This is a genomic window from Erwinia aphidicola, assembly GCF_024169515.1.
GTDB lineage: Bacteria > Pseudomonadota > Gammaproteobacteria > Enterobacterales > Enterobacteriaceae > Erwinia > Erwinia aphidicola.
This window is the reverse complement of sequence record NZ_JAMKCQ010000001.1, coordinates 2,456,133-2,477,780: the sequence shown is the minus strand read 5'-3', so window position 1 is coordinate 2,477,780 and position 21,648 is coordinate 2,456,133. Positions and strand designations below refer to the sequence as shown.

Sequence of the window (21,648 nt, the reverse complement as noted above, 5' to 3'; positions counted from 1 at the left end):
TTACGCCTCCCCGCCCGGCAACGGAGTGAATCCCTGACGGATCCCCTCCCAGACGGCCAGCGCCGCCGCATCGAACTCGCCGCTGCAGCTAAACGTCACCGCCAGCAGATGCGTAGGCAGCATGGCCACCAGCAGTTTTTGCGCCACGCGCACGCCCTGCGTCTCAAAGCGCATAGTGATTTCACGGGCGGGCAGTGGCCCGAAATGGCTCTCCTGCGGCTCATCGCCGGAGAACTTCTTCATATCTCGCTTAACTTTGGCAATCTGCTGGTCGATAAAAGCCTGCTCGTCGCCCGCTTTCACCTCCCACGCGCGCGTCAGCACCAGCGTGGCGCGGCTTGCTGGCAGGCGCAGAATGGTCACGCTCTGATCCTGCGCCACTTCCGGCAGCGTCAGGGTGCCTTCCGACAGGTGATATTCGACTGGCTGGCTCATGAGTTGCTCCCTGAGTTGTTAAAGGCATCCTTCACTTTGGCGGTGATATCCGCCGGGGTTGGCTGCTGCGGGGCGGCCTGCGCGGGTTGCTTGACGTTGAGATCCAGCGTACCGCCGGTATTGATCTCGCCCTGCTGCGAGGCATTTATCTGGAAGTTAAGGCACTGCAGCGAGATAGTGCCGTTCGGGTCGAGGATCAGCATGCTGTCGCCGCTCAGCAGGCGAATGCCCTGACCTGAAGAGAGCAGGATCGCGCCCTGGCTATCAAGGCTGTAATCGCCGCCCACCAGCTCGCTGCGGTTCAGCTGGGTGGCATGGTTGTAGAGTCCACTCACCTTGCCGTCAAAGCTTTTTGCCACCGCCAGCGTCTGGTTACCGCCAACCGAGCGCGTCTCATCATTTTTAACGGTGGTGTCCATATTGCGCTCGGCCTGCACCCACAGCTGCTCCTCACCCGCTTTATCTTCAAAACGCAGGGCGTTGGCGTTATCCGGGGTACCGTCTTTTGAGCGGCTCATAAAGCCCATCTGCGTGGCGGCGGCGGGCAGCGCCCACGGCGGCATGCTGGCTTCGTTGTAAACGCGCCCGGTGATAATCGGCCGGTCCGGGTCGCCGTTGATAAAGTCGATCACCACCTCGTCATTAACGCGCGGGATCTGCACCCCGCCGAAACCCTGGCCCGCCCACGCGCTCGACACGCGCACCCAGCACGAGCTGGTGTCGTCGCCCTTCGCGTGACGGTCCCAGTGAAACTTCACCTTCACCCGGCCATATTTGTCGGTCCAGATTGATTCACCCTGCGGCCCCACCACCTTCGCCGTCTGCGGACCGTGGGTGCGCGGCCACGCGGTGCGCTGCGCCGAGCGGAACTGCGTACTGGACGGGATCACCGTCAGCCACACCGTGTGGTTGCTCTCGCCCCCGCCGGACGCGTAGCTGTTCTCTTCAAAGTGGTACAGCGCGCTGAGGATCAGGTAGTCGTCGGCGTCGCTGGCGAACGGCGGGTTGCTCAGCGTAAAGGTGCAGCCCGGCACGATGCCGGTCGAGGTCGCTTTGGCGTCGATGCGCTGGTGCTCCGCCTGCCACTCCTCCTGGCGGATGCGCGCGTAGAACTCGCCGTGGCTGTGCTCAACAAAGCGCCCCGGCCACTCGTAGTAGTCAATCTTACCCGGCTGCGGCGACGACGGGTTCTGCCGCGCCTGGAACATCCACGCGTTCGGCTTGCGGAAGTCGTAGTCGTCCAGGCTGTAGATGCCCGGCGTGACCCGCTCGGCTATCGACCATGCGCCAATCCCCTCTTCATCCGTCGAGCCGCCGGAGGCGGTGGCGTGATAGGGGATCGCCTCATACCCGGCGAACGGCTGGTGCTGCTGCGGCGCGTCGAACATCACCAGCGTGTGCTGCTCCGCGTCGTGGCGGAAGAAGAAGTAGATCCCCTCCAGCTCCATCAGGCGCGAGATAAAGTCGTAGCTGCTCTCCTGGTACTGCACGCAGTACTCCCACGTGCGGTAGTCGCCCGCCAGCCTGTCCTCCACGTTGACCCCGTACTCGCCGAGCACGGTTTTAATGATGTCCGGCAGGCGCTGGTTCTGGAAGATGCGCTGGTTGCGGTCGCGCTTCAGCGGCCACAGGTCGGACTCCATCACCAGGGTATACACCGCGTAGCGCGTACCGTTCAGGTCGGCGCTGTGCACCTTCACCGAGGTGATTTTGCCGTTGAGGTAGCGCGGCGCGGCGGCCAGCGCGGTGGTGGGAATGGTCAGCGTGATCGGCTGGCCGAGCATCGCCCGGCGGTCAAGGCGCGCGTCGGTGCTGAGCAGCGTCACGGTCAGCTCAAAGCTGCGCGAGACCACTTCCATCCCCTCCAGCTTCCAGAACTGCAGGGTGCCGTCTCCGGCGGGGGTGGTGGCGGTAATACGGTCAAACATAGATAACTTCCCGATTCGTAATCATGGATGGATGCCAAACCAAATACCGTAAAGCATCAGCACAACATTAAAGGTCAGTAGCCATTTGATAAACCACACCCGATCGGAGACGGAGCCGTATCGGGATGAGGATAATTTGCGGTAATTCTCCGCCGTGTTGTGGACTTGATGAAACTGCAGGATTCGCGCGAAGATCGTATGCAGGGCGGCTATCAATATTTTGTTCATCTGTATGGCTAACAGTGACATGCAGGGTGGCACGACGATCGTGACGGCGAGCCGCCGATCGATAACCGGCCAGATCTCGTGTAATCCTCTTAAAATCAGCATTGCCAGAGTGAAACCGACCAGCAGGCCCACCATCTTCAGTAGGGTCAGCCCCCACTCTTTTCCACTAAACTCATCCCGTCCATTCCAAAGATATCGCCAGGACAACAGGGTAAATACCGTCACCCCAGCCCATCTGAGAAAAATTTCCATATTGCCCTCCTTCCCCGGGTCAGCAGCACAACAGCGAATCGGGCATACACCCTGTGAAGCAAATTAAGGCGCCAGCATCAGCACCTTGAACTGGCTGGGCACAATACGCATGCCAATAGCATTGGTGGAGTTTTGCAGGGTAACGCTGGTCAGCCGCGTGGCCGGGGTGCCCTTCAGCAGCACGGTAAAGGCCCCGGTCAGATGGCGCGACGGCCCCATTACCGTGCCGGAAGCCACGCCGGTCGCCACGCCGGGGTTATCACCATTGGTCAGCGGCGTCACCGTCGCCATGTTGTGCGCGGGCATGCCCATAAACAGAATATTTAGCGCATTAGGGATCGCCGTCGGCCCCAGCGCGATATCCGGATAAGGAACCGGCGTCGGCACCGGCATCGGCGTCAGGCAGACGTCGGGAAAAGCGAGGTCAACGCCAAACAGCTGGCAGTTAGCAAACATAGAAGCTCCTTAGCCCATATGGATCTGTTCAGAATCGACTTTGGTGATCGCTTTCGAGGTGATCACCGTGTTGTGCGCATGCAGGCGCGCATAGTCTTCAGCCTTGATATCCAGCTGCCCGGCGCGCACCTGCTCGGTGTTGCGCGTGGTGCGCAGCAGGTTGTGGCTGATCTGGCTCACCGTTTGCCAGACGGACTCGGCACGTTTGCCGACGATGCGCGACAGGCTGACCCACGCGGAGAGCTTGTCGCCGCTGTAGTTCATCGCGCTAATATGGCAGTCGCCCTCGTCAGCCGTGACGCGCAGCGCCGCGCTGCTCAGTCTGAGCTCACCGCTGCTGCGAATATGCAGGTCGCCCGGCACGCTCAGCTCCGCCGCCTGCGGATTGGCCCGCTCCAGCACCGCCAGCAGCCAGATCTGGTTATCGACGTGAGTGATCAACACCCGATCCCCCACCTGTGGGGCTATCACGCAGCTCACCGCACGCTGGCAGTGCCAGCCGCGCCCCTCACTCTCAACGGTCAGGCTGCCATCGGCAAAAACGTGGGTGACGCTGCCGGAAGCCTGCACGGGCAGCGTTACCGCCTGCGCCAGTTTGTGATTGATATTGTTCATCATGTCTCCTCAACTGCGGCTCTGCCGCTCAATGCTCCAGGCTTCGGCAGCCAGTAACTCTTCATCATATTCAAGAATGCCCTGACGGTCGGAAAAGTGGGCATTCTCCTGGCGTGCCCGGTGCAGGCGGGTACGGGAAAATGTGGCGCTGCGAAAATCCGCCTGGCGTAAATCGGCGGCGGAAAAATCGCTGTAGGTCAGGTCGCACAGGGCGAACGACGTCTGGCAGGCCGTGACCTGCTGCAGGATGCTCTGAAACAGGCGGCTGTGGCTGAAGTCGGCCCCGCTTAGCGTGGCCCCGACAAACAGCGCCTGGTCAAAAAGGCTGTGCTGGCACTGCGCGCCGCTCAGGTCCGCCGCCATAAACAGCGCCTGGCTGGCATTCACCTGGCGCAGCTGAGCCTGCTTCAGCGAGGCTCCTTTGAAGTTGCACTGCGTCAGCTGGGCACCGTTGAAGTTGGCACCGTCCAGCTGATTGTCGGTAAACTGGCAGCCAGTAAACTGCTGCTGCGCATAGCTTTTTCCGCGCTGGTCGCAGTTAAAGAACACCACGCGTTCAAACTGACTGCTGCTGAGATCGGTGCTGCGCAGGTCAATGCCAAAAAAGGTGGTCAGCAGGGAGCGGCAGCCGTTGAAATGCGCTTCTGTCAGTGGGGATTCGAAAAAGGTGCTGCGCTCAAGCCGCGACTGGCTAAAGCGGCTGTGCGCCAGCGCGCAGCGCATAAACTGGGTTTTATCCAGCACGCTGCGCGCAAAGTCACTGCCGCTGAGCGCGCACTGGTTAAACACGCATTCGCTAAGCGCGCTGTCGCTGGTGTGCAGCTGCGCCATGCCACACTGGTTAAACACCGTCTGTTGCAGGGTCGCACCCGTCAGATCTGCGCCCTCCAGCTGGCACTCGGTAAACACCGTTTCATGCAGGTTGGCGCCGCGCAGGTTAGCCCCCTGCAGTGAGACCTCCTGCAAGATGCCGCCGGAGAGGTCACAGCCGCTGAGGTCGAGGCCGTCCAGATTGATCTCACCGATCGGTTCGCCGCCTTTGATCTTCTGCTGCAGTTCGGCTGCGTTCATATCACTTCTCCGTCACGCTTTGGCAGGGTTTTGACCCGCTTGATAAAGGCCCCTGTCAGCGCGGTGGTATCATCAGTGAATGACTGCGACAGATCGGCGCGGAACAGGTTAGCACCGTGGAAGCGGGCGCCGCCCAGCTGCGTTTTCTGCATCAGGGCGCCCATCAGATTCGCATCGCTAAAATCGGCGTGGCGGAAGTCGGTGCGCATAAACAGGCTGCCAACCAGGTTGGCGCGCGTAAAGTTGGCCCCCTGGCAGTTGGCTTCGCTGAGGTCGCTGTTCTCTAACTTCGCCAGCGTAAACTGTGCGCCGTTTAGCGCGGTCTGGCGCAGGTTGCTCTGCTTCAGCGTTGCGCTGCTGAAATCGGCTCCGGCCAGCGAGCTTTCCGCAGCCAGCGCGCAGGTGGTCAGCGTCGCCTGGTCAAAGCGCGCCCCGTCGGCGTTGCTCTCCACCCAGGAGCAGCTCTCAAGATCTGCACCGCTGAAGCGCGCTGCCTGCAGCTGACATTTCAGAAAGGTGGTTTTGCGCAGCGTTGCCTGACTGAAGTCGGGCTGCGCCAGCGTCATCTCCATAAAGATGCAGCCCTCAAGGGTGGCCTGCCGGAAACCGCAGCCGCTGATGCCGCTTTCGCGCAGCAGCAGGTTCTCCAGCGTGGCGTGGCTGAAATCACAGCCGTCGAGCAGCGCCTGCTCCAGCTGCGTCTCTTTCAGCTTCGCACCGCTGAAACAGCTGTTCTGGCACTGCGCCAGCGCCAGGCTGGCGCTGCTCAGGTCGCAGCCGCGCAGCGAAGCGTTGTGCAGGTTGGCACGCGCCAGCATCGCTTCAGTGAAGCTGGCACCGTCCAGCTGGCAGCCGCTGAGGTCGGCGCACTCCAGCAGGGTTTGATGAAAATTAGCGCCGCGCAGATCCATCCCGGAGAAGTCCGCCCCGGTCAGATCCAGCCCGCTGAAGTCACCGCCCTGCGCCATGGTGCGTTCTGCACGCTGGCGGATAATCAGCGCGATATCGCCGGTTAAGCGCCGCGCAGGCGGCTGGCTCTGCACCGACATCAGGTACAGCTGGTGCATCGCCTCGCGGCTCTGCTGCAGTTTCTTCTGCGTCATCTTGTCGCCATGCTGGTGCAGCATCTCCTGCATGCGGTGCATTGACTCCGGGCCACGCGGCAGGTTATCGCGGCTGGCGGCATCGGGATATTTCGCTTCCATCTCCCGCTTGCGCGCTTCGGCCTGCTGCTGCATCTCTGCCGCTTTACGCTCCATCTTCTCGATAAATTCGGGCAGCTCGTCCAGCTTTGGCATCTCCGGCTCTTCCACCTCAGCCAGCAGCGTGCTGATATCGCCCCCTTGCGCCTCCAGCGTTGCGCGGTGCTGTTCGCGTAGCTGGCTGGCACGATTTTTCATATTGTTCTGCATCGGGCTTTCGCTGGTCTGCACTTCGCTGTCCAGCCAGGGTCCGATGGCATGTTCCGGCACCAGATCTTTTTCCCGGAAGGCAAACAGCGCGCCCTTCTCTTTATCCAGCCGCTGCGCCAGCACTTTGCGATAGTGATTCAGCGAGCGGGTGGCGCCGGTGGTTTCCAGCGCGGGCATCAGCTGCTGCACGTCGGCGGCGTCATCTTCGTTGATGCGCCGGTTGCCCTGCCACATCAGCACCATCTGCTCCAGGTGCGGGAAGAACCAGACGGTGGTGGCGCGCAGCGGGATCTCTTCAAACAGCAGCTCATCGCCGCGCTGGCGATTGATAAAGCAGCGTGCCTGCCACGGCGGCAGCCTGCCCTGCTGCAGGGCCTTCTCCGGGTGCATATTCCAGATGCGCCACTCGGCCTCATCGGGCAGGCTGTCGCGATCGTCCCACCACTGGTCGGGGCTGGCGGCGTTAAATACCCGCCAGTCGATATCGCGCGCGAAGCCGGGAAACTCGTTCTGCAGCCAGCTGGCGTCATAGGCCTTGCCCATACGCTTCATGCGGCGCGGCCACTGCATATCCAGCGGGCCAAAGCTGACCGGTTCCGGCTGCTGGCGTGGTGAGGTGATGCGCGGGTGCAGCGGCTCAATATTCGGCAGGCGGCGATACTTGATGCCATCCTGAGTTTCCTCCAGCGCGCCGATGCCGTGCGGATTATCGGCATAGCCTTCGCCGCCAAAGGCACGGCTCCAGTCGAGGCGCATCTGCTCAAACGGGCGCGGTGGCGTGGGGTGTGAACCGGACCAGATTCGGTCGCCGGAGATCGCGAGCGTTTTGCTGCGCGACTCGACATCTATACGCGCAGCGCACAGGGTTTTATCCTGCTGATGGTGGGTATAGGCAAAGCCGGTTGCCAGAAATTCGGCGCGGGCCTTGGGGATCGCCATATCCAGCACTCCGCCGCTGGTCTGCAACTCGCTGGCCGCCAGCTGCCACAGTTCCGCTTCCGGGCGCAGCTGAGGTTTTGGCCCCATATCCGCCAGCGCCAGCACCGTAACGCCAAGATGGTTTTTTCCCTGCAGGCGAAAGGGGCGATTTAGCACGCTGAGGCGCAGCGGTTTGATAATCTTCATGGAATACGTCCTTAGGAAGATCTGTTTTTCCGTTTCATTAGGGGATTGGGAATATCAACAAGGGTTTTTCGTGCATCGGTGCGGGCATAACGAATGTTGATGCGCTACCCGGCTTGATATTTCGCGCTGTCCATGGCGTCGATCACCGCCAGTGACTGCCCGTGCAGCTCTTCACCACGTTGGTTTTGATAACGAAAGTCTATGGAGATATTGATAAACCCTGAATTACCGCCAGAGCGACTGGCAACCTGAGTGATGACCGCGGTGGTATCAACCCCATCCCTCAAGACTTCGTTTTTGATTTTTTTGTTCCTGAGATCTCTGCGATACAGTGAAATCAAAACATAAATAAATAGCAACGCAACTGCTGAATATATAAAGCAGGCAATTAACACCGTCACAACACCATTAATAATTTAACCTATAATGAATTAATCAACATTATAAACCAAGGCACATTACATTGATTAAAGGAGGGGAACCCAGCCATCAAAACATCGTAAAAAAAATATTAAAAATAAGTAGCTTTTTTAGAATGTTTTATTCAAATTCTGAATATTAATAATCTATTTTTACTACTGCAATCCTTCCCTTCTTATCTTGCTTCACAATGATATCCAACCCTTTTTTAAGCAGGTGCATATCGCTCAGAGCAACAAGTGCCTTGGCTGATTTCATTTCTGATCCATCACCTGTATAAAAAAACACATCAAAAAAAAGGTCATTTCCATAGCTTATATCAGTCTGTTGCCAAGATTCCATTTTTGTACTGATAAGGTCTCCTGCCCATGATTCATGCTTAATTACTCTGAAAGCATCAACAGTTCCTTTAGACTTTCCCTTAAAGGAAAAGATAGTAAAAACAATGAAGACCATAGGAACAAGAATTCCGGTCATCATGAAAGTTAATTCAATGCCAGACATCGATGCAATCGCTTCCTTCATACCCATTATCAGCCTTCAAAATATTATAGTAAGACACTAATTATAGTTTCAACAGAAATCACTATTGTTACTAACCTCCCTTTATCGGAAAAGCAATTTCTATCTTGACCATCTCACTTCCTGTCCAAGAGAATGGGTTTTCCACCAGGATCACGAACAAAAATAATTTCACTTTTATTTCTGTCAAGTTTCCCCTGGTAAACATTACCTGACTGATAGTCATTAAGAGCTATCAGTAACGCAGTCTCCTTGAATTCATCTATGACCCAGTTATCACCAGTTGCAACGTCTTCAACTCTAAGCTTGAGTAATAAAACGGGACAGTTGTTTATGAAAACACCACTTTGCTTCATGGATAAAATCGTCAGGTTGACACTTGTGCCTTTATTCGTGATGTTTTCGCGGTGTAATTGAGACTTCTTTATTGCCCTTCTGACAAAAAAATTCATAGCAAGAATAAGGGAAATTACTAATAATGCATTTAAAATCCAGGGCATATCCATTCAAACCCATCATGATAATTTTTAAAATAACCATTACCGGAACATACGACTAACTTTTTTTGACGCACAATCTGCCAACTTTAAAAAATAGCCCAATAAGAAATCGTCACAATTACATTCAGTTATCATACTTACACTACATTATAACTTTCATACTCACCATGTAATAAAAACTTCGAAGATGCATACTACTTTTAGAAACCAGATATTCTTAAGGAGCACCTGAAAATAAATCAAATTCTCACATTGAAATCATTGCTCTTCAAGAGCATTTTTCATCGTTAGCATGTTTTTTGATGAGTCCGTCTTGAGGTACATAACTCCTAACTTCCCTCCAACATTAAAGTTATACAAATCCATAGTTTTAATTGCAGTGAGGTAATTCTTCCGTTCTACTAATTTTCCTTTATCATCGTTAAACTCATAATCAAAAGTGATGTTAACAAGACCATTTGTAGAAGGTGTCCCAGGCACAACCTTGACGATGGTTGCCTCAACAAAAACAGGGTTAGCAGCTATCTCCCTTTCTACCTTTCCATTTTTCATGGACCGAAAAATCATAAAGATTATAATAAAAACAACTATTGCAGGAATAATATAATTTAATGATTTCCAAAAAAACATCTTATAGACCCTTACTAGTTAAATAATGTCAACGCCGCATTTTTTAATGCCAACAAGTAATTTGAGGTTGTCATAGCCCCTGATTTAAACTTAAGCCCATTATTCCAAACAATAGCCACTGGATTATTTTCCAACTTCGTAGTAGTTATGCCTACATTTAATCCTGTCAAGGAGACACCAGTTCCTGTGGTAGAAAAATTTGTTGCAGCTAAACTAGTCGTATTCCACTTAGTTTCAACCGCCCAAGGAGTATCCACATTCACTTCCGTATCACTTTTTATTGTGATCTTACTAGGAGAGTAGATTGTCATTTCACCCATAACTGTATCTGCATAAGTACCCTGGATAGTCCTCGCGACATTCCCTTTAACATCGACAATCTGATTTTGCTGCACGGTTAGCTTATCAATGCCCTGAATATCAGTCACCACACCTTTTTTATAGGTCACCTTTGTTGCTGCGCTGATGGCGGCACCGGATGCTGAAGCGAGATAATCACTGGCAGGCACAGTTGTACCAGGTGCTGACATCACCGGACCAACTGTTTTTTTGATATCAAAAGGTACAGCAGGCACTGCACTCGGAGTTCCTTGTGCATCAATCACTTGTCCGAACACTACTTCAGGTGTCTCGTACATGATTTTGCTGACCGCATTGGTACTCACTGTAGCATCCGTTTTAATAATCACGTTGCCAGTATAACTGTTATCGGAATACCCTGTCACACACTTGGTTTCATTATCAACAATGGATTCATTACGCCCACTTGCGGTCACCGATATCGTCTGACCGTTATTGAACGTCTGAGTATCGTGCTGCATAACCGTCACATTGCGGGTATTCATATGCGAGTAGATGGTCTGCTGATGCACAACTTCATTATGAATCCCTTCAACAGAGACATTCATATTTCTTTCTGAGTGCAGGTCCACAGATTCACTGCCCAGCTTATCCTCAAAAAACAGATAGCTGGCGTTGTCTTTGGTGCCGTCTTTACTGCGCGTCATAAAGCCCATCTGCGTGGCGGCGGCGGGCAGCGCCCACGGCGGCATGCTGGATTCATTATAGACGCGGCCCGTCACCATCGGCCGGTCCGGGTCACCGTTGATAAAGTCGATCACCACCTCGTCATTAACGCGCGGGATCTGCACCCCGCCAAATCCCTGGCCCGCCCACGCGCTCGACACGCGCACCCAGCACGAGCTGGTGTCGTCGCCCTTCGCGTGACGGTCCCAGTGAAACTTCACCTTTACCCGGCCATATTTGTCGGTCCAGATTGATTCGCCCTGCGGCCCCACCACCTTCGCCGTCTGCGGACCGTGGGTGCGCGGCCACGCGGTGCGCTGCGCCGAGCGGAACTGCGTACTGGACGGGATCACCGTCAGCCACACCGTATGGTTGCTCTCGCCCCCGCCGGAGGCGTAGGTGTTCTCTTCAAAGTGGTACAGCGCGCTGAGGATCAGGTAGTCGTCGGCGTCGCTGGCGAACGGCGGGTTGCTCAGCGTGAAGGTGCAGCCCGGCACGATGCCGGTCGAGGTCGCCCTGGCGTCGATGCGCTGGTGCTCCGCCTGCCACTCCTCCTGGCGGATGCGCGCATAAAACTCGCCGTGGCTGTGCTCAACAAAGCGCCCCGGCCACTCGTAGTAGTCAATCTTGCCCGGCTGCGGCGACGACGGGTTCTGCCGCGCCTGGAACATCCACGCGTTCGGCTTGCGGAAGTCGTAGTCGTCCAGGCTGTAGATGCCCGGCGTGACCCGCTCGGCTATCGACCATGCGCCAATCCCCTCTTCATCCGTCGAGCCGCCGGAGGCGGTGGCGTGATAGGGGATCGCCTCATACCCGGCGAACGGCTGGTGCTGCTGCGGCGCGTCGAACATCACCAGCGTGTGCTGCTCCGCGTCGTGGCGGAAGAAGAAGTAGATCCCCTCCAGCTCCATCAGGCGCGAGATAAAGTCGTAGCTGCTCTCCTGGTACTGCACGCAGTACTCCCACGTGCGGTAGTCGCCCGCCAGCCTGTCCTCCACGTTGACCCCGTACTCGCCGAGCACGGTTTTAATGATGTCCGGCAGGCGCTGGTTCTGGAAGATGCGCTGGTTGCGGTCGCGCTTCAGCGGCCACAGGTCGGACTCCATCACCAGGGTATACACCGCGTAGCGCGTACCGTTCAGGTCGGCGCTGTGCACCTTCACCGAGGTGATTTTGCCGTTGAGGTAGCGCGGCGCGGCGGCCAGCGCGGTGGTGGGAATGGTCAGCGTGATCGGCTGGCCGAGCATCGCCCGGCGGTCAAGGCGCGCGTCGGTGCTGAGCAGCGTCACGGTCAGCTCAAAGCTGCGCGAGACCACTTCCATCCCCTCCAGCTTCCAGAACTGCAGGGTGCCGTCTCCGGCGGGGGTGGTGGCGGTAATACGATCAAACATTATCTTGCTCCCTGAATGCGGTGCCCGCACGCGGCGGGCGTTAGCGTCAGCTCTGCGGGTTCAGCAGCCACGCACCTTCCTGCTCAATAGTGATGCTCTGACTGCGGGTTTCACCGCGATTGGTGACGTCAAACTGATAGTTGCCAGGCGGCAGCTGCAGGGTGGCAAAGCCGTTTGGCGACGGCACCAGCGCTTCGGCTTTGCCGTTCACCTGCACTTTGTCGCCCGGCTGCAGCCGGATATAGACCTGGGCAATCGGCTCCGGCGGCGGCGGTGCGGCAGCAGGCGTCGCTGCCGCTTCTGGCGCCGCCGCGCCACTGTTAGCGGGCGCGGCATTGCTGGCGCTCTGCTGCGCGGGCGTCTCAGCCGGCGCCTGCGCGGCCACCGGGGCATCGTCGCCGCCGGATGAACCCATCAGCACCCCAACGCCGATCCCCACCAGCACCCCGGCGGCCACCAGGCCCGGCAGCATAAAGCGCTGCAGCCGGTTAACCGGGGCGGGCGCTTGCGCTTCTGGCTCAACCGGCACCAGCATGGTGCCCGGCCCGCTGACTTTCACTTCGTGGATCTCGTTGATGTCAGAGACCGGCAGCTCCATCAGTGCGGCAAAGGCATCGACGGTCTGCGGGCGGTCTTCCGGATGCAGCGCCAGCGCCTGGTCAATGGCGTTAAGCAGCGGCAGCGAGTAGCCCGCCGGGCGGCGTTCGGTCAGCGGCTGGTAGCTGTCTTCAATGCTGCGCACCACGCTGACGGTCGGCGGCGCGCCGACAATCAGAGTGTGCAGCACCGCGCCCAGCGCATAGATATCGGTCCAGGTGCCCTGCTCGCTCTCGTTGTCGTCGCTGTACTGCTCAATCGGCGCGAAGCCGGGCTTGAGCATGGTCTCGGTTTCATCGGACAGGTTGCCAATCGCCTTACGCGCCGAGCCAAAGTCAAGCAGCACCGGCACGCCGTTATCCTGGATCTGGATGTTATCCAGCGAGATATCGCGGTGCAGGTAGCCCTCCTGGTGGATAGCGTTAATCGCGCCAAACAGCGGCGGCAGCAGGCGGCGGATCCAGGCCTCGTCGATGATCTGCGGGCGCTGCTGATGCAGCTGCGACAGCGTGGTGCCGCTGTAAAACGCGGTACACATATAGGCGGTGTCGTTCTGCACCCAGAAGCGCAGCACGTGCAGCAGGTTCGGGTGGTTAAAACGCGCCAGCAGGCGCGCTTCCTGAATAAAGCTGTTCAGCCCGGCGTGAAAGGTTTTACTGAAGTGCTCGCTGCGCAGCACCAGCGTCAGGTCGCTGTTACGCGCCGCCAGCGAGGCGGGCATAAACTCTTTGATGGCGATGGTGCGCTCCAGCTGATGGTCGCGGGCGCGATAGACAATGCCAAAGCCGCCGCCGCCAATCACCTGCTCAATCTCAAACTCATTGAAGCGGTAGCCGACCGGCAGTGCGTTCGGCACCGTGCGGTTGTTATCATGTTCAGACATTATGGATAACTCTCATAGCGATACCCTAAATAATTCGAGTTGCAGGAAGGCGGCAAAAGAGCGAATCCCGATGAGCTTACTGGAGTAAGTGATTCGGGTGAGCGCATGCAGCCAACGCATCTGCAGCTTGAAGAATGACGGGTATCAGGCAAATTGACAGTGGAACTCACCTTCAAGCAGTGAGACATGCAGGCGGCGATACTGTTCGTCGCGCGCGCTGGCAGACAGCAGCATCTGGCTCATTTGCGGCAACAGGGTATTGGTGAGGATGGCGTCAACCATACGGCCACCGGACTCCACTTCAGTGCAGCGCTGCACAATCTGCGCAATCACGCTGTCGTCGACCACCGAGGCGATACCGTGGTTCTCCTCCAGGCGGCGCTGAATGCGCTGCAGCTGCAGGCGCACAATCTGCGCCAGCATCGCATCGCTCAGCGGGTAGTACGGCACCACCAGCAGGCGACCGAGCAGCGCAGGCGGGAACACCTCCAGCAGCGGCGGGCGCAGCGCCCCGGCCAGCACTTCCGGCTCCGGCATCAGCTCCGGGTCGGCACACATTGCGTCAATCAGCTGGGTGCCGACGTTGGAAGTGAGGATGATAATGGTGTTGCGGAAGTCGATATGCCGTCCTTCGCCATCCTCCATCCAGCCTTTATCAAACACCTGGAAGAAGATCTCGTGCACGTCCGGGTGCGCTTTTTCGATCTCGTCGAGCAGCACCACGCTGTAAGGACGGCGGCGCACCGCCTCGGTCAGCACACCGCCTTCGCCGTAGCCGACATAGCCGGGAGGCGCGCCCTTAAGGGTGGAGACGGTGTGCGCTTCCTGGAATTCGCTCATATTGATGGTGATGATGTTCTGCTCGCCGCCGTACAGCGTCTCTGCCAGCGCCAGCGCGGTCTCGGTTTTACCAACGCCGGACGGGCCGCACAGCATAAACACGCCGACCGGCTTGTTCGGGTCATCAAGCCGCGCGCGCGAGGTACGCACGCGGCGGGCGATCAGCTCCAGCCCGTGGCGCTGACCAATCACCCGCTGGTTGAGGGTATCGGCCAGCTTCAGCACCGCGTCGATCTCGTTTTTCACCATGCGTCCCAGCGGGATGCCGGTCCAGTCGGAAACCACCGCCGCCACCACGTTGGCATCCACTGCGGCAAACAGCAGCGGCGTTTCCCCCTGCAGCTCGCGCAGCGCCTGCTGCCGGGCGCTGAGCTGCTGGTGCAGCGCTTCAGGCTCTTCCACGCTTTCATCATGAAGCTGCGCCCGCAGGGCGATAATCGCATCGACCAGCGCCTGCTCCTGCTGCCAGCGCGCGCTCAGCTGGTCGCGCTGGGCGGCCAGCTCGCTCAGCTGCTGCTCCAGTGCCGCCACGCGCCCGCCTTCACCGATGCCGAGACGCGCTTCGCGCCCGGCGATATCGCGCTCGATCTCCAGCGCGTGAATGCGGTGCAGGCAGTCTTCCAGCTGCGGCGGCTGCGCGCTCTGGCTGACGGCCACGCGCGCGCAGGCGGTATCTAAAAGCGCCACGGCTTTATCCGGCAGCTGGCGCGCAGGGATGTAGCGGTGCGACAGCTTCACCGCCGCCGCCACCGCTTCATCGAGCAGCAGCACGCGGTGATGCTTCTCCAGCGGGCTGACGGTGCTGCGCAGCATCAGCAGCGCTTTCTCTTCGTCCGGCTCGTGGACCTGTACGGTCTGAAAGCGGCGGGTCAGCGCCGGGTCTTTCTCAATATACTTTTTGTACTCCGCCCAGGTGGTGGCGCCGATGGTGCGCAGCTGGCCGCGTGCCAGCGCCGGCTTCAGCAGGTTGGCGGCATCACCGGTGCCCTGCTGCCCGCCCGCACCGATCAGGGTGTGGATCTCGTCGATAAACAGCACGATCGGCGTCGGGCTCGACTGCACTTCGTTAATCAGCGCCTGCAGGCGCGCCTCAAACTCGCCTTTCATCCCTGCACCCGCCTGCAGCATGCCGATATCCAGCAGCCACAGCTGCACCTCCTGCAGCGGGGCCGGAACGTCGCCGGCGGCGATGCGCAGCGCCAGCCCTTCGACCACGGCGGTTTTGCCGACGCCCGCCTCGCCGGTCAGCAGCGGGTTGTTCTGGCGGCGGCGCATCAGGATATCGACCATCTGGCGGATCTCCTCGTCACGCCCGGCCACCGGGTCAATCTTGCCGTCGCGCGCGCGCGCCGTCAGGTCCTGCGCATACTGCGCCAGCGTGCCCTGCTGCTGCGGAACGCTACCCGCGTTACCCTGCGGTGCGGCGGCAACCTGCGCCGCCTCTTTGCTGCCGTCGAATACCGCGTCGAACTGCTCCAGCAGCACGTCCATGCTGATGCGGCTGAACTGAGGCGAGATGCCTTTCAGCAGATTGGCGAGGTTGAAGGTTTTCAGCATGCCGATCAGCAGATGGCCGCCGCGGATCTGCTGCACGCCAAACTTCAGCGAGCCGTAAACCCAGGCGCGCTCCACCGCGCTGTCGATATGTTCAGAGAGGTCAGAAACCGCGCTGGCCCCGCGCGGCAGCCGATCGAGCGCCGCCACGATATCGCGCGTCAGCGCCTCTTCATCCAGTGAAAAATAGCGGATCAGCTGCTGTAAATCGCCGTCCTGGTGCTGCATCAGCTGATGCAGCCAGTGAACCAGCTCCACATAGGGATTGCCGCGCAGTTTACAAAAGGCGGTGGCGCTTTCCAGAGAGGTAAATAACAGCGTATCCAGTTTGCCGAACAGTACGGCGCGGCTTATCTCTGACATGATTATTCTCAGTGGTTATAGATCTGATGGGATAGGATCCTGCCCTCAGGCAAGGGGTCAGCTGACGATCTCTTCCTGCACTTCCGGGCTATAGGTTAAGTCACTGCGCGGCTGCGGCGTTGCGGGCTGGCCGAGCCAGCTGCTGTAGCCCAGCCGCCCGCTGCCGCCGAGGGTGATGCCCTGCACGTCCGGCGCCGCCAGCGTCAGGCGCACGTCCCAGACGTATTCGATGCCGAGATACTGGCGCACCCAGTCGCGCAGCTGCACGGCCCAGGGTTCGCCGGGCAGCAGGCGGTTGTACTTCTCCAGCGGCAGCGGCCCCAGCTCGATACGAAACTTATGCTGCACATCGCGCACCGCCACGCCGAGGAATGCCGACTCGCCGAGGCGCGGTTTACGCCGTCCGGCCCCGAGGCTGGCGCGCTCCCGCGGGTCAATCGGCTGCCAGTGCGGCACGTTCTCCACCAGCTTTACCGGCACGCGAAAATAGTGGCGCAGGACCTTCTCCAGCCCTTCGCCGTCGCGCCCCTGGCGCGCCAGGTGCCCGGCAACGGCGAAGCGGGCGTGGTCGCTCAGGCTGCCTTTTTGCAGCTGGCCCGGCTGGCCCATGCCGATCAGGCTGGCGATGTACTGCTCAAAATGGCGCTGCCCGGCGCGATCCAGCGCCACGGTCGGCTGCGCATCGGCCCAGGCGCGGTAGAACAGCAGCGTCAGCCGGTGGTGAAACAGGTCGGCAAAGGCAGTGAAGCTGTGGTCCTGCTGGTGATAGATGCGCTCACGCGCGTACTCGGTCAGGTGAACCGGCAGCGGTCCGTTAGGGCCAAACAGCCCGAAGCTGTAGATCGACACCTCATGCAGCGGACTGCCGTCGCGCGGCGTAACGCTGGCAATGGTCGAGGGAGCAAACGCCAGCGAGGGCAGCTGGCCGATGCGCAGCGGTTCATGGCGCGGCAGCGGCGCACGCCCCAGCGGATAACGCTCCCCGCCCTGTGCATCGATGCGCCGCAGCAGCTGGAACAGATCGTAACGCCAGGGCGCGGCCTGCAGCGCGGGCCAGAAGTCGGCGGGCAGGCGCTTCAGGCGATGAATTTTTGCAGCCTGCGCGGTCATATCAGCGTCCTTTTACCCATGCGCGGCGCCCAGTAGCCGACCTCCCCACGCTGCTGGCTGTTGAGCGTCACTTCGGTGAAGGTGTTAATCGCTACCAGCCGTGAGAAAACCCGCTCCAGCACGCTGCCGAGCAGCCACGGGCTGGCGCCGGAAAACGCCTGTTCATCCACCTCCAGCTCAACGCTGATGCCGCGGGCGAACACAATCGGTCCCGGCTCCGGCACCCGGCGGAACACCGGCTTAAGCTGGCAGTGGCGAATGCCCTCAATCTGGCGCGCCACCGGGGCATCGGCCAGATTGGCATACAGCCCAAGCATCTGGCGCAGCGCGGCGGCTCCCTGGCCGTCATCGCCGTCCATCAGGCTGAGGTAGTTCATCTGCAAATGGCTGATCAGCCGCCAGGCGATTTTGCCCTCGGCCAGCGCAGCACGCGGCGGCGTTGGCCCTTTGCGCAGCGTCAGCTGGCGGATCGGCACCGAGTCCGGCATCACAAAGTTGCCCTGCTGCTGCTGCAGCAGCAGCGGCAGGTCGCGGCTGGTGCAGAGCACTTCCGCGCTGAGGTGGCGCAGATCTTCATGCCACGGCGCGTGCTGTTCATCCACCAGCGAGAGAAACACTTCCGAGCCGACATAGCCGGTGCGCGTGCCGTAGCGCTGCGCGTGTTCCGACAGCGTGCGCTGCTCGCGGCGCAGCGAAAAATAGGCGCCGTAGTTACCGCCGTCGTCGCTGAAGGTGCTCCAGAACGGGCGGAACAGCTGCTCCTCGCGCTGGTTATCACCGCTGGCATACAGCTTCTGCACCGAGAAGATCTCGTAATCGAGCGGGCGGATGTTATCCACCACCAGGTGATACTCATGCACGCTGTCATTCAGCTTCTGGCGCTCTGCCACCTTCGGGAACAGGTTGATCACCGGGGTGCAGTGCAGCGCCAGGTGGCTGCGATCAATCACCCGTTCCAGCGCCTCGCTGCTTTTATCCAGCAGCAGCACGATGTCAAACTCACGCTCCCCTTCCCCTGCGCCCTGCAACAGCGGGCGCAGCTGGCTGATGCTGATAAACTGGAAGCGCGCCGGGAAGGCAAAATACTCCTGCAGCAGGCGGTAGCCATCAAAGTTACGCAGGTCATCCGGCAGCAGCGCCTGTTCCGGCGCGAAGCCCTCCTGCTGCACCGCGCCATCATCCAGCAGCGTGCGGCGCGGGCTGGCCGTCACGCTCTGGCAGAAGCCGCCCACGTAGTGCTGCATCACCAGCTCTAGCAGCTGCTGCGCCTGCATATCCGGGCCGCTGAGGAAAAACATCAGGCTGTCGAAGTTAAGGTGCGCCAGCGTTACCGCTTCATCGCACTTCAGGCGGATGCGCAGCGCGCTCACCGCCCCCAGCTGGCTCAGCCCAAGCTGGCCGAGCGGGATATTGGCCGGGATGCCGCCCAGCTCGACCTGCTTTATTTCCAGCGGTTGCAGCATCACGTCGTGGGCAGTGGTGTAGCTGCAGGTCACGCCGCTCTGCTTGAGGATCTGGCTGTCCATCATGGTGCCGCGCGGCACGCAGAATCCGCCGCTGATATCGCCCTTGCGGCTGTCCGGGTGCAGCTCGGCGATGGCCATCGACGGCGTCGGCGCGAGATAGTTCGGCGCGATCATCTCCAGCATGCGCTGGGAAAAACGCGGGAACTCGGCATCCATCTTCAGCTGTACGCGCGAGGTGAGAAAGGCGAAACCCTCCATCAGCCGCTCAACGTAAGGGTCCGCCACTTCATCGCCGCGCATCCCCAGACGCCCGGCAACCTTGGGATAGCGCCCGGCAAACTCGGCCCCCATCTCACGCAGGTAGGCCAGTTCGCGGTTGTAGTAATCAAGCAGCTTGCTGTCCATGACAATGACCTTCTTTATTAACCGATATCTTTCAGCTCAAAGTGACCGTTTTCCAGATCCACATCGGTACGAAACAGGAATTCAAGCGGGTACGGCACGCACCACAGGCGGCCCTTAATCTCTATCGACAGCACGTTGTGCAGGTCGAGCGATCCGGTGTCGGAGACGCAGCGCACCTGCAGGCCGCCCGGCAGGATGCGCGGCTCGAAGTTGAGGATCGCCGCCGTCAGCTTGCGCTGAATATCCAGCCACTCAATGTCCGACATGCGCTGCCCGGCCAGCGGCGCGATACCGAAGTTGAGCGTGGAGCGTTTAACCTGCGGAAAGGGTTGCAGGTCCTGCTGGGCTTCGTTGTTGATGGTGTTAAACAGCCACTGCAGGTCGCGCAGTACGTTACGGCGCAGCGAGCTGTGCGAGATCAACGTGTGGTAAGCCGCCTCCTGCTGCTTATCGGGCGCGTTATCGGTCAGGCGGTCGAGCAGCGAGGCCTGCATTTTGTCGCGCGCGCTTAAGCTCTCCTGCTGGCGGCGCTGGCGGTAGCCGCCGTGCAGCAGGTCGTGCCCGTCTCCGCTTTGCTGGCTCATGGTGCAGGCTCCGCTGCGGCGAAGGTCAGCGTCTCCAGGTTCAGCAGCGGAAAGTCATCCTGCGCGCTGAGCCAGCTTTTTTGGCCGTGGCCGCTGAATTGCTGCTCATCAGCAGGTAAAGGCTGCCATTCGGTCAGCGATCCCAGCCGGTAACGGTCGTCGGCGTCCTGCGCCAGCGGGTAGCGCGCCGGGATCTGGCACACCTGTTCGCTGCCGTCGATCAGCCGCACCAGCGTATGGCGCCACACCAGGTCGGTGACGCTGGCCGGGGGCTGAAAACGCAGCTCGCTGATGGCGCCGAACGGCAGCCAGCTGTACTCACCGTTAACCATCAGCTCGCACAGCGGCCCTAAGCGGCTGTCGCCATCCATCAGCCAGTCAAAAGCGTGCGGCTGCGCTTCCCCCTGGCGCATCAGCTGGCCGGGATTCAGCGCGGCGGCGTCAAAGGCGGCGGCACGTAGCGCCTGGGCCTGCGCATGGTCGCCACAACGATCGGCCGTCAGCGCCTGTAACAGCTGCTCTGCCCAGCTCCAGCCGTCGCCCGGCATACGCGGTGTGGCCTTGCCGCTAAACACCAGGGCACGCTTTAACTCACCGCCGATCGCCTGCTCCAGCAGGTTGACCGTCGGCTGCGCCTGCGGCTTCAGCGCCCGCCAGCTTTTCAGCTGGGTCAGCGCCCGGCTCCAGTTCCCCACCAGGCACAGCAGCTGGACGAAGCTGGCGCGCAGGTCGGCATCGGCGGGCTTCTGTTTGATCTGGCCTTCCACCTGGGCCAGCGCTTCATTCAGCGACTGTCCGGCCACGAGCTGTTGTAATGAGTGCATGGTCTTTCCTTAATGAAGCGTGCTGAATGCCCCGGCGGCCGGGTCCTGCAGCTGCGGGTGCAGCGCATCCACCAGTTTGATGGTCAGGTCGGTGCTGTTACTCAGGTACGGTGACCACAGGTTACGTATCTCATTCAGGCGCTTTTGCAGCAGGGTTTTATCCGCCGCGTCCTGCGCGCTGATCTGTACCACCAGCTCGCCGCTGGCCTGGAAACCGTTCAGCTCCGGCGCGTAAGGCAGGACCATCCAGCTGCCGGGCTGTTTCTCATCGCTCAGCACCATGCGCTGGTTGTTGACCGTCAGTATCTGCAGCGCGTGGGCTGGCGCTCTGTTATTCAGGCCAGCCACCGGGAAGCCCTGCAGGAAGCTCATGCGCTGGCTTTTGCTGGCGCCGTGCCCGACGAGGGTGATCTGCCCCGATCCGCTCAGCCAGCCATCAGCACCGCAGCTGACGCCGCCTTTGGCCGGAACGAACAGTGCGCTGGTCTGGCTGCTGCCGCGCCACCAGGTGCGGAAGTGGCAGCCGTCCATCAGGCTGAACTGCATCCACGGCGTGGTATCGGCGGGTGGGGAGAGATCTTCTGCCGCTGGGGCCGTGCGCGCCACTTCGGCCGGCGGTGTCGCCGCAGCCACGGCAGCTGCTGCGGGCGCCTCCGGCGTCACCACGGGAACCCACTCCTGCGCTTTGCTGGCGCTGCCCTGCGCCAGTTTGGCTCCGGCGCTATCGTTCATCTGCCAGTGGATCTGGCTGAGCGAAGCGCACTGGCTCTGTAACAGGCTGGCGACGCGCGGCAGGAAATCATCCAGCAGCGCCGGATCTTTCTTGCCGTTGGCGACGATGCGCAGCGGCAGTTCGCGCGCGCACCAGCTTTGCGGACTGTTGCTTTTAACGTTGTCGATCCAGATATCCAGCTTGAGCGAGCGGGACTGCACAATCTGATAGTCCTGCGCCCAGGCGCTGGACGCGAGCAGGAGTGAGAGAGCACCTGACAGCCAATATTTCATAACATC

Annotated in this window: 19 protein-coding genes; all 19 read right to left on the bottom strand. The window is 59.8% G+C overall.

Going from position 1 to position 21,648, the window contains the following annotated elements:
* Complete coding sequence (locus J2Y91_RS11510; RefSeq protein WP_133624645.1) at nt 1–435, bottom strand: DcrB-related protein; 435 nt, start codon at nt 433–435, stop codon at nt 1–3.
* Nucleotides 432–2,363: a type VI secretion system Vgr family protein gene (locus J2Y91_RS11505; RefSeq protein WP_133624647.1), complete on the bottom strand. Its 1,932-nt coding sequence runs from the start codon at nt 2,361–2,363 to the stop codon at nt 432–434. The genes J2Y91_RS11510 and J2Y91_RS11505 overlap by 4 nt, the downstream gene beginning before the upstream one ends.
* Before the next feature lie 21 nt (nt 2,364–2,384).
* Nucleotides 2,385–2,843 carry a hypothetical protein gene (locus J2Y91_RS11500; RefSeq protein WP_133624649.1) on the bottom strand — a complete coding sequence of 153 codons (459 nt, stop codon included), beginning with the start codon at nt 2,841–2,843 and terminating at the stop codon, nt 2,385–2,387.
* 63 nt (nt 2,844–2,906) lie between these two features.
* Nucleotides 2,907–3,299 carry a DUF4150 domain-containing protein gene (locus J2Y91_RS11495; RefSeq protein WP_133624651.1) on the bottom strand — a complete coding sequence of 131 codons (393 nt, stop codon included), beginning with the start codon at nt 3,297–3,299 and terminating at the stop codon, nt 2,907–2,909.
* Nucleotides 3,300–3,308: 9 nt separating this feature from the next.
* Nucleotides 3,309–3,914, bottom strand: a complete 606-nt coding sequence (locus J2Y91_RS11490; RefSeq protein ID WP_133624653.1) for a DUF3540 domain-containing protein — start codon at nt 3,912–3,914, stop codon at nt 3,309–3,311.
* 9 nt (nt 3,915–3,923) lie between these two features.
* Nucleotides 3,924–4,985 carry a pentapeptide repeat-containing protein gene (locus tag J2Y91_RS11485; protein ID WP_133624655.1) on the bottom strand — a complete coding sequence of 354 codons (1,062 nt, stop codon included), beginning with the start codon at nt 4,983–4,985 and terminating at the stop codon, nt 3,924–3,926.
* On the bottom strand, nt 4,982–7,522 hold the full coding sequence (locus J2Y91_RS11480; protein ID WP_133624657.1) for a DUF2169 family type VI secretion system accessory protein: 2,541 nt from the start codon (nt 7,520–7,522) through the stop codon (nt 4,982–4,984). Before J2Y91_RS11480 ends, J2Y91_RS11485 begins: the two co-directional genes overlap by 4 nt.
* A gap of 104 nt (nt 7,523–7,626) precedes the next feature.
* Complete coding sequence (locus tag J2Y91_RS11475; RefSeq protein ID WP_253538419.1) at nt 7,627–7,923, bottom strand: hypothetical protein; 297 nt, start codon at nt 7,921–7,923, stop codon at nt 7,627–7,629.
* A 157-nt stretch (nt 7,924–8,080) separates the two neighbouring features.
* Entirely contained in the window at nt 8,081–8,467 is a 387-nt protein-coding gene (locus J2Y91_RS11470; protein ID WP_133624661.1) for a hypothetical protein, read from the bottom strand.
* A 113-nt stretch (nt 8,468–8,580) separates the two neighbouring features.
* Nucleotides 8,581–8,970 (bottom strand): hypothetical protein, encoded by a 390-nt coding sequence (locus J2Y91_RS11465; protein ID WP_133624663.1) that lies wholly within the window; start codon nt 8,968–8,970, stop codon nt 8,581–8,583.
* A 252-nt stretch (nt 8,971–9,222) separates the two neighbouring features.
* Complete coding sequence (locus J2Y91_RS11460) at nt 9,223–9,594, bottom strand: hypothetical protein (protein WP_133624665.1); 372 nt, start codon at nt 9,592–9,594, stop codon at nt 9,223–9,225.
* Between the two features lie 14 nt (nt 9,595–9,608).
* Nucleotides 9,609–12,011: a type VI secretion system Vgr family protein gene (locus tag J2Y91_RS11455; RefSeq protein ID WP_133624667.1), complete on the bottom strand. Its 2,403-nt coding sequence runs from the start codon at nt 12,009–12,011 to the stop codon at nt 9,609–9,611.
* A 46-nt stretch (nt 12,012–12,057) separates the two neighbouring features.
* On the bottom strand, nt 12,058–13,491 hold the full coding sequence (locus J2Y91_RS11450) for a serine/threonine protein kinase (protein ID WP_133624669.1): 1,434 nt from the start codon (nt 13,489–13,491) through the stop codon (nt 12,058–12,060).
* A gap of 144 nt (nt 13,492–13,635) precedes the next feature.
* Nucleotides 13,636–16,248, bottom strand: coding sequence for a type VI secretion system ATPase TssH (gene tssH, locus J2Y91_RS11445; RefSeq protein WP_133624671.1), 2,613 nt, complete (start codon nt 16,246–16,248; stop codon nt 13,636–13,638).
* A gap of 57 nt (nt 16,249–16,305) precedes the next feature.
* The gene (tssG, locus tag J2Y91_RS11440) at nt 16,306–17,358 is read right to left on the bottom strand and encodes a type VI secretion system baseplate subunit TssG (protein ID WP_133624673.1); all 1,053 of its coding nucleotides are present in this window, start codon (nt 17,356–17,358) and stop codon (nt 16,306–16,308) included.
* Complete coding sequence (gene tssF / locus J2Y91_RS11435; RefSeq protein ID WP_133624676.1) at nt 17,355–19,229, bottom strand: type VI secretion system baseplate subunit TssF; 1,875 nt, start codon at nt 19,227–19,229, stop codon at nt 17,355–17,357. Before tssF ends, tssG begins: the two co-directional genes overlap by 4 nt.
* A 17-nt stretch (nt 19,230–19,246) precedes the next feature.
* Entirely contained in the window at nt 19,247–19,813 is a 567-nt protein-coding gene (tssE, locus tag J2Y91_RS11430; protein WP_133624678.1) for a type VI secretion system baseplate subunit TssE, read from the bottom strand.
* On the bottom strand, nt 19,810–20,637 hold the full coding sequence (locus J2Y91_RS11425; RefSeq protein WP_133624680.1) for a type VI secretion system accessory protein TagJ: 828 nt from the start codon (nt 20,635–20,637) through the stop codon (nt 19,810–19,812). The genes tssE and J2Y91_RS11425 overlap by 4 nt, the downstream gene beginning before the upstream one ends.
* A 9-nt stretch (nt 20,638–20,646) precedes the next feature.
* A complete protein-coding gene (locus J2Y91_RS11420; protein WP_133624682.1) occupies nt 20,647–21,642 on the bottom strand; it encodes a hypothetical protein in 996 nt (331 codons plus the stop codon).
* Between the last annotated feature and the right edge of the window lie 6 nt (nt 21,643–21,648).

Bases quoted from the DNA above. Each gene is read 5' to 3' on its own strand.
- J2Y91_RS11510 (WP_133624645.1), bottom strand. From the start codon at position 435: ATGAGCCAGCCAGTCGAATATCACCTGTCGGAAGGCACCCTGACGCTG.
- J2Y91_RS11505 (WP_133624647.1), bottom strand. From the start codon at position 2,363: ATGTTTGACCGTATTACCGCCACCACCCCCGCCGGAGACGGCACCCTG.
- J2Y91_RS11500 (WP_133624649.1), bottom strand. From the start codon at position 2,843: ATGGAAATTTTTCTCAGATGGGCTGGGGTGACGGTATTTACCCTGTTG.
- J2Y91_RS11495 (WP_133624651.1), bottom strand. From the start codon at position 3,299: ATGTTTGCTAACTGCCAGCTGTTTGGCGTTGACCTCGCTTTTCCCGAC.
- J2Y91_RS11490 (WP_133624653.1), bottom strand. From the start codon at position 3,914: ATGAACAATATCAATCACAAACTGGCGCAGGCGGTAACGCTGCCCGTG.
- J2Y91_RS11485 (WP_133624655.1), bottom strand. From the start codon at position 4,985: ATGAACGCAGCCGAACTGCAGCAGAAGATCAAAGGCGGCGAACCGATC.
- J2Y91_RS11480 (WP_133624657.1), bottom strand. From the start codon at position 7,522: ATGAAGATTATCAAACCGCTGCGCCTCAGCGTGCTAAATCGCCCCTTT.
- J2Y91_RS11470 (WP_133624661.1), bottom strand. From the start codon at position 8,467: ATGAAGGAAGCGATTGCATCGATGTCTGGCATTGAATTAACTTTCATG.
- J2Y91_RS11465 (WP_133624663.1), bottom strand. From the start codon at position 8,970: ATGGATATGCCCTGGATTTTAAATGCATTATTAGTAATTTCCCTTATT.
- J2Y91_RS11460 (WP_133624665.1), bottom strand. From the start codon at position 9,594: ATGTTTTTTTGGAAATCATTAAATTATATTATTCCTGCAATAGTTGTT.
- J2Y91_RS11455 (WP_133624667.1), bottom strand. From the start codon at position 12,011: ATGTTTGATCGTATTACCGCCACCACCCCCGCCGGAGACGGCACCCTG.
- J2Y91_RS11450 (WP_133624669.1), bottom strand. From the start codon at position 13,491: ATGTCTGAACATGATAACAACCGCACGGTGCCGAACGCACTGCCGGTC.
- tssH (WP_133624671.1), bottom strand. From the start codon at position 16,248: ATGTCAGAGATAAGCCGCGCCGTACTGTTCGGCAAACTGGATACGCTG.
- tssG (WP_133624673.1), bottom strand. From the start codon at position 17,358: ATGACCGCGCAGGCTGCAAAAATTCATCGCCTGAAGCGCCTGCCCGCC.
- tssF (WP_133624676.1), bottom strand. From the start codon at position 19,229: ATGGACAGCAAGCTGCTTGATTACTACAACCGCGAACTGGCCTACCTG.
- tssE (WP_133624678.1), bottom strand. From the start codon at position 19,813: ATGAGCCAGCAAAGCGGAGACGGGCACGACCTGCTGCACGGCGGCTAC.
- J2Y91_RS11425 (WP_133624680.1), bottom strand. From the start codon at position 20,637: ATGCACTCATTACAACAGCTCGTGGCCGGACAGTCGCTGAATGAAGCG.
- J2Y91_RS11420 (WP_133624682.1), bottom strand. From the start codon at position 21,642: ATGAAATATTGGCTGTCAGGTGCTCTCTCACTCCTGCTCGCGTCCAGC.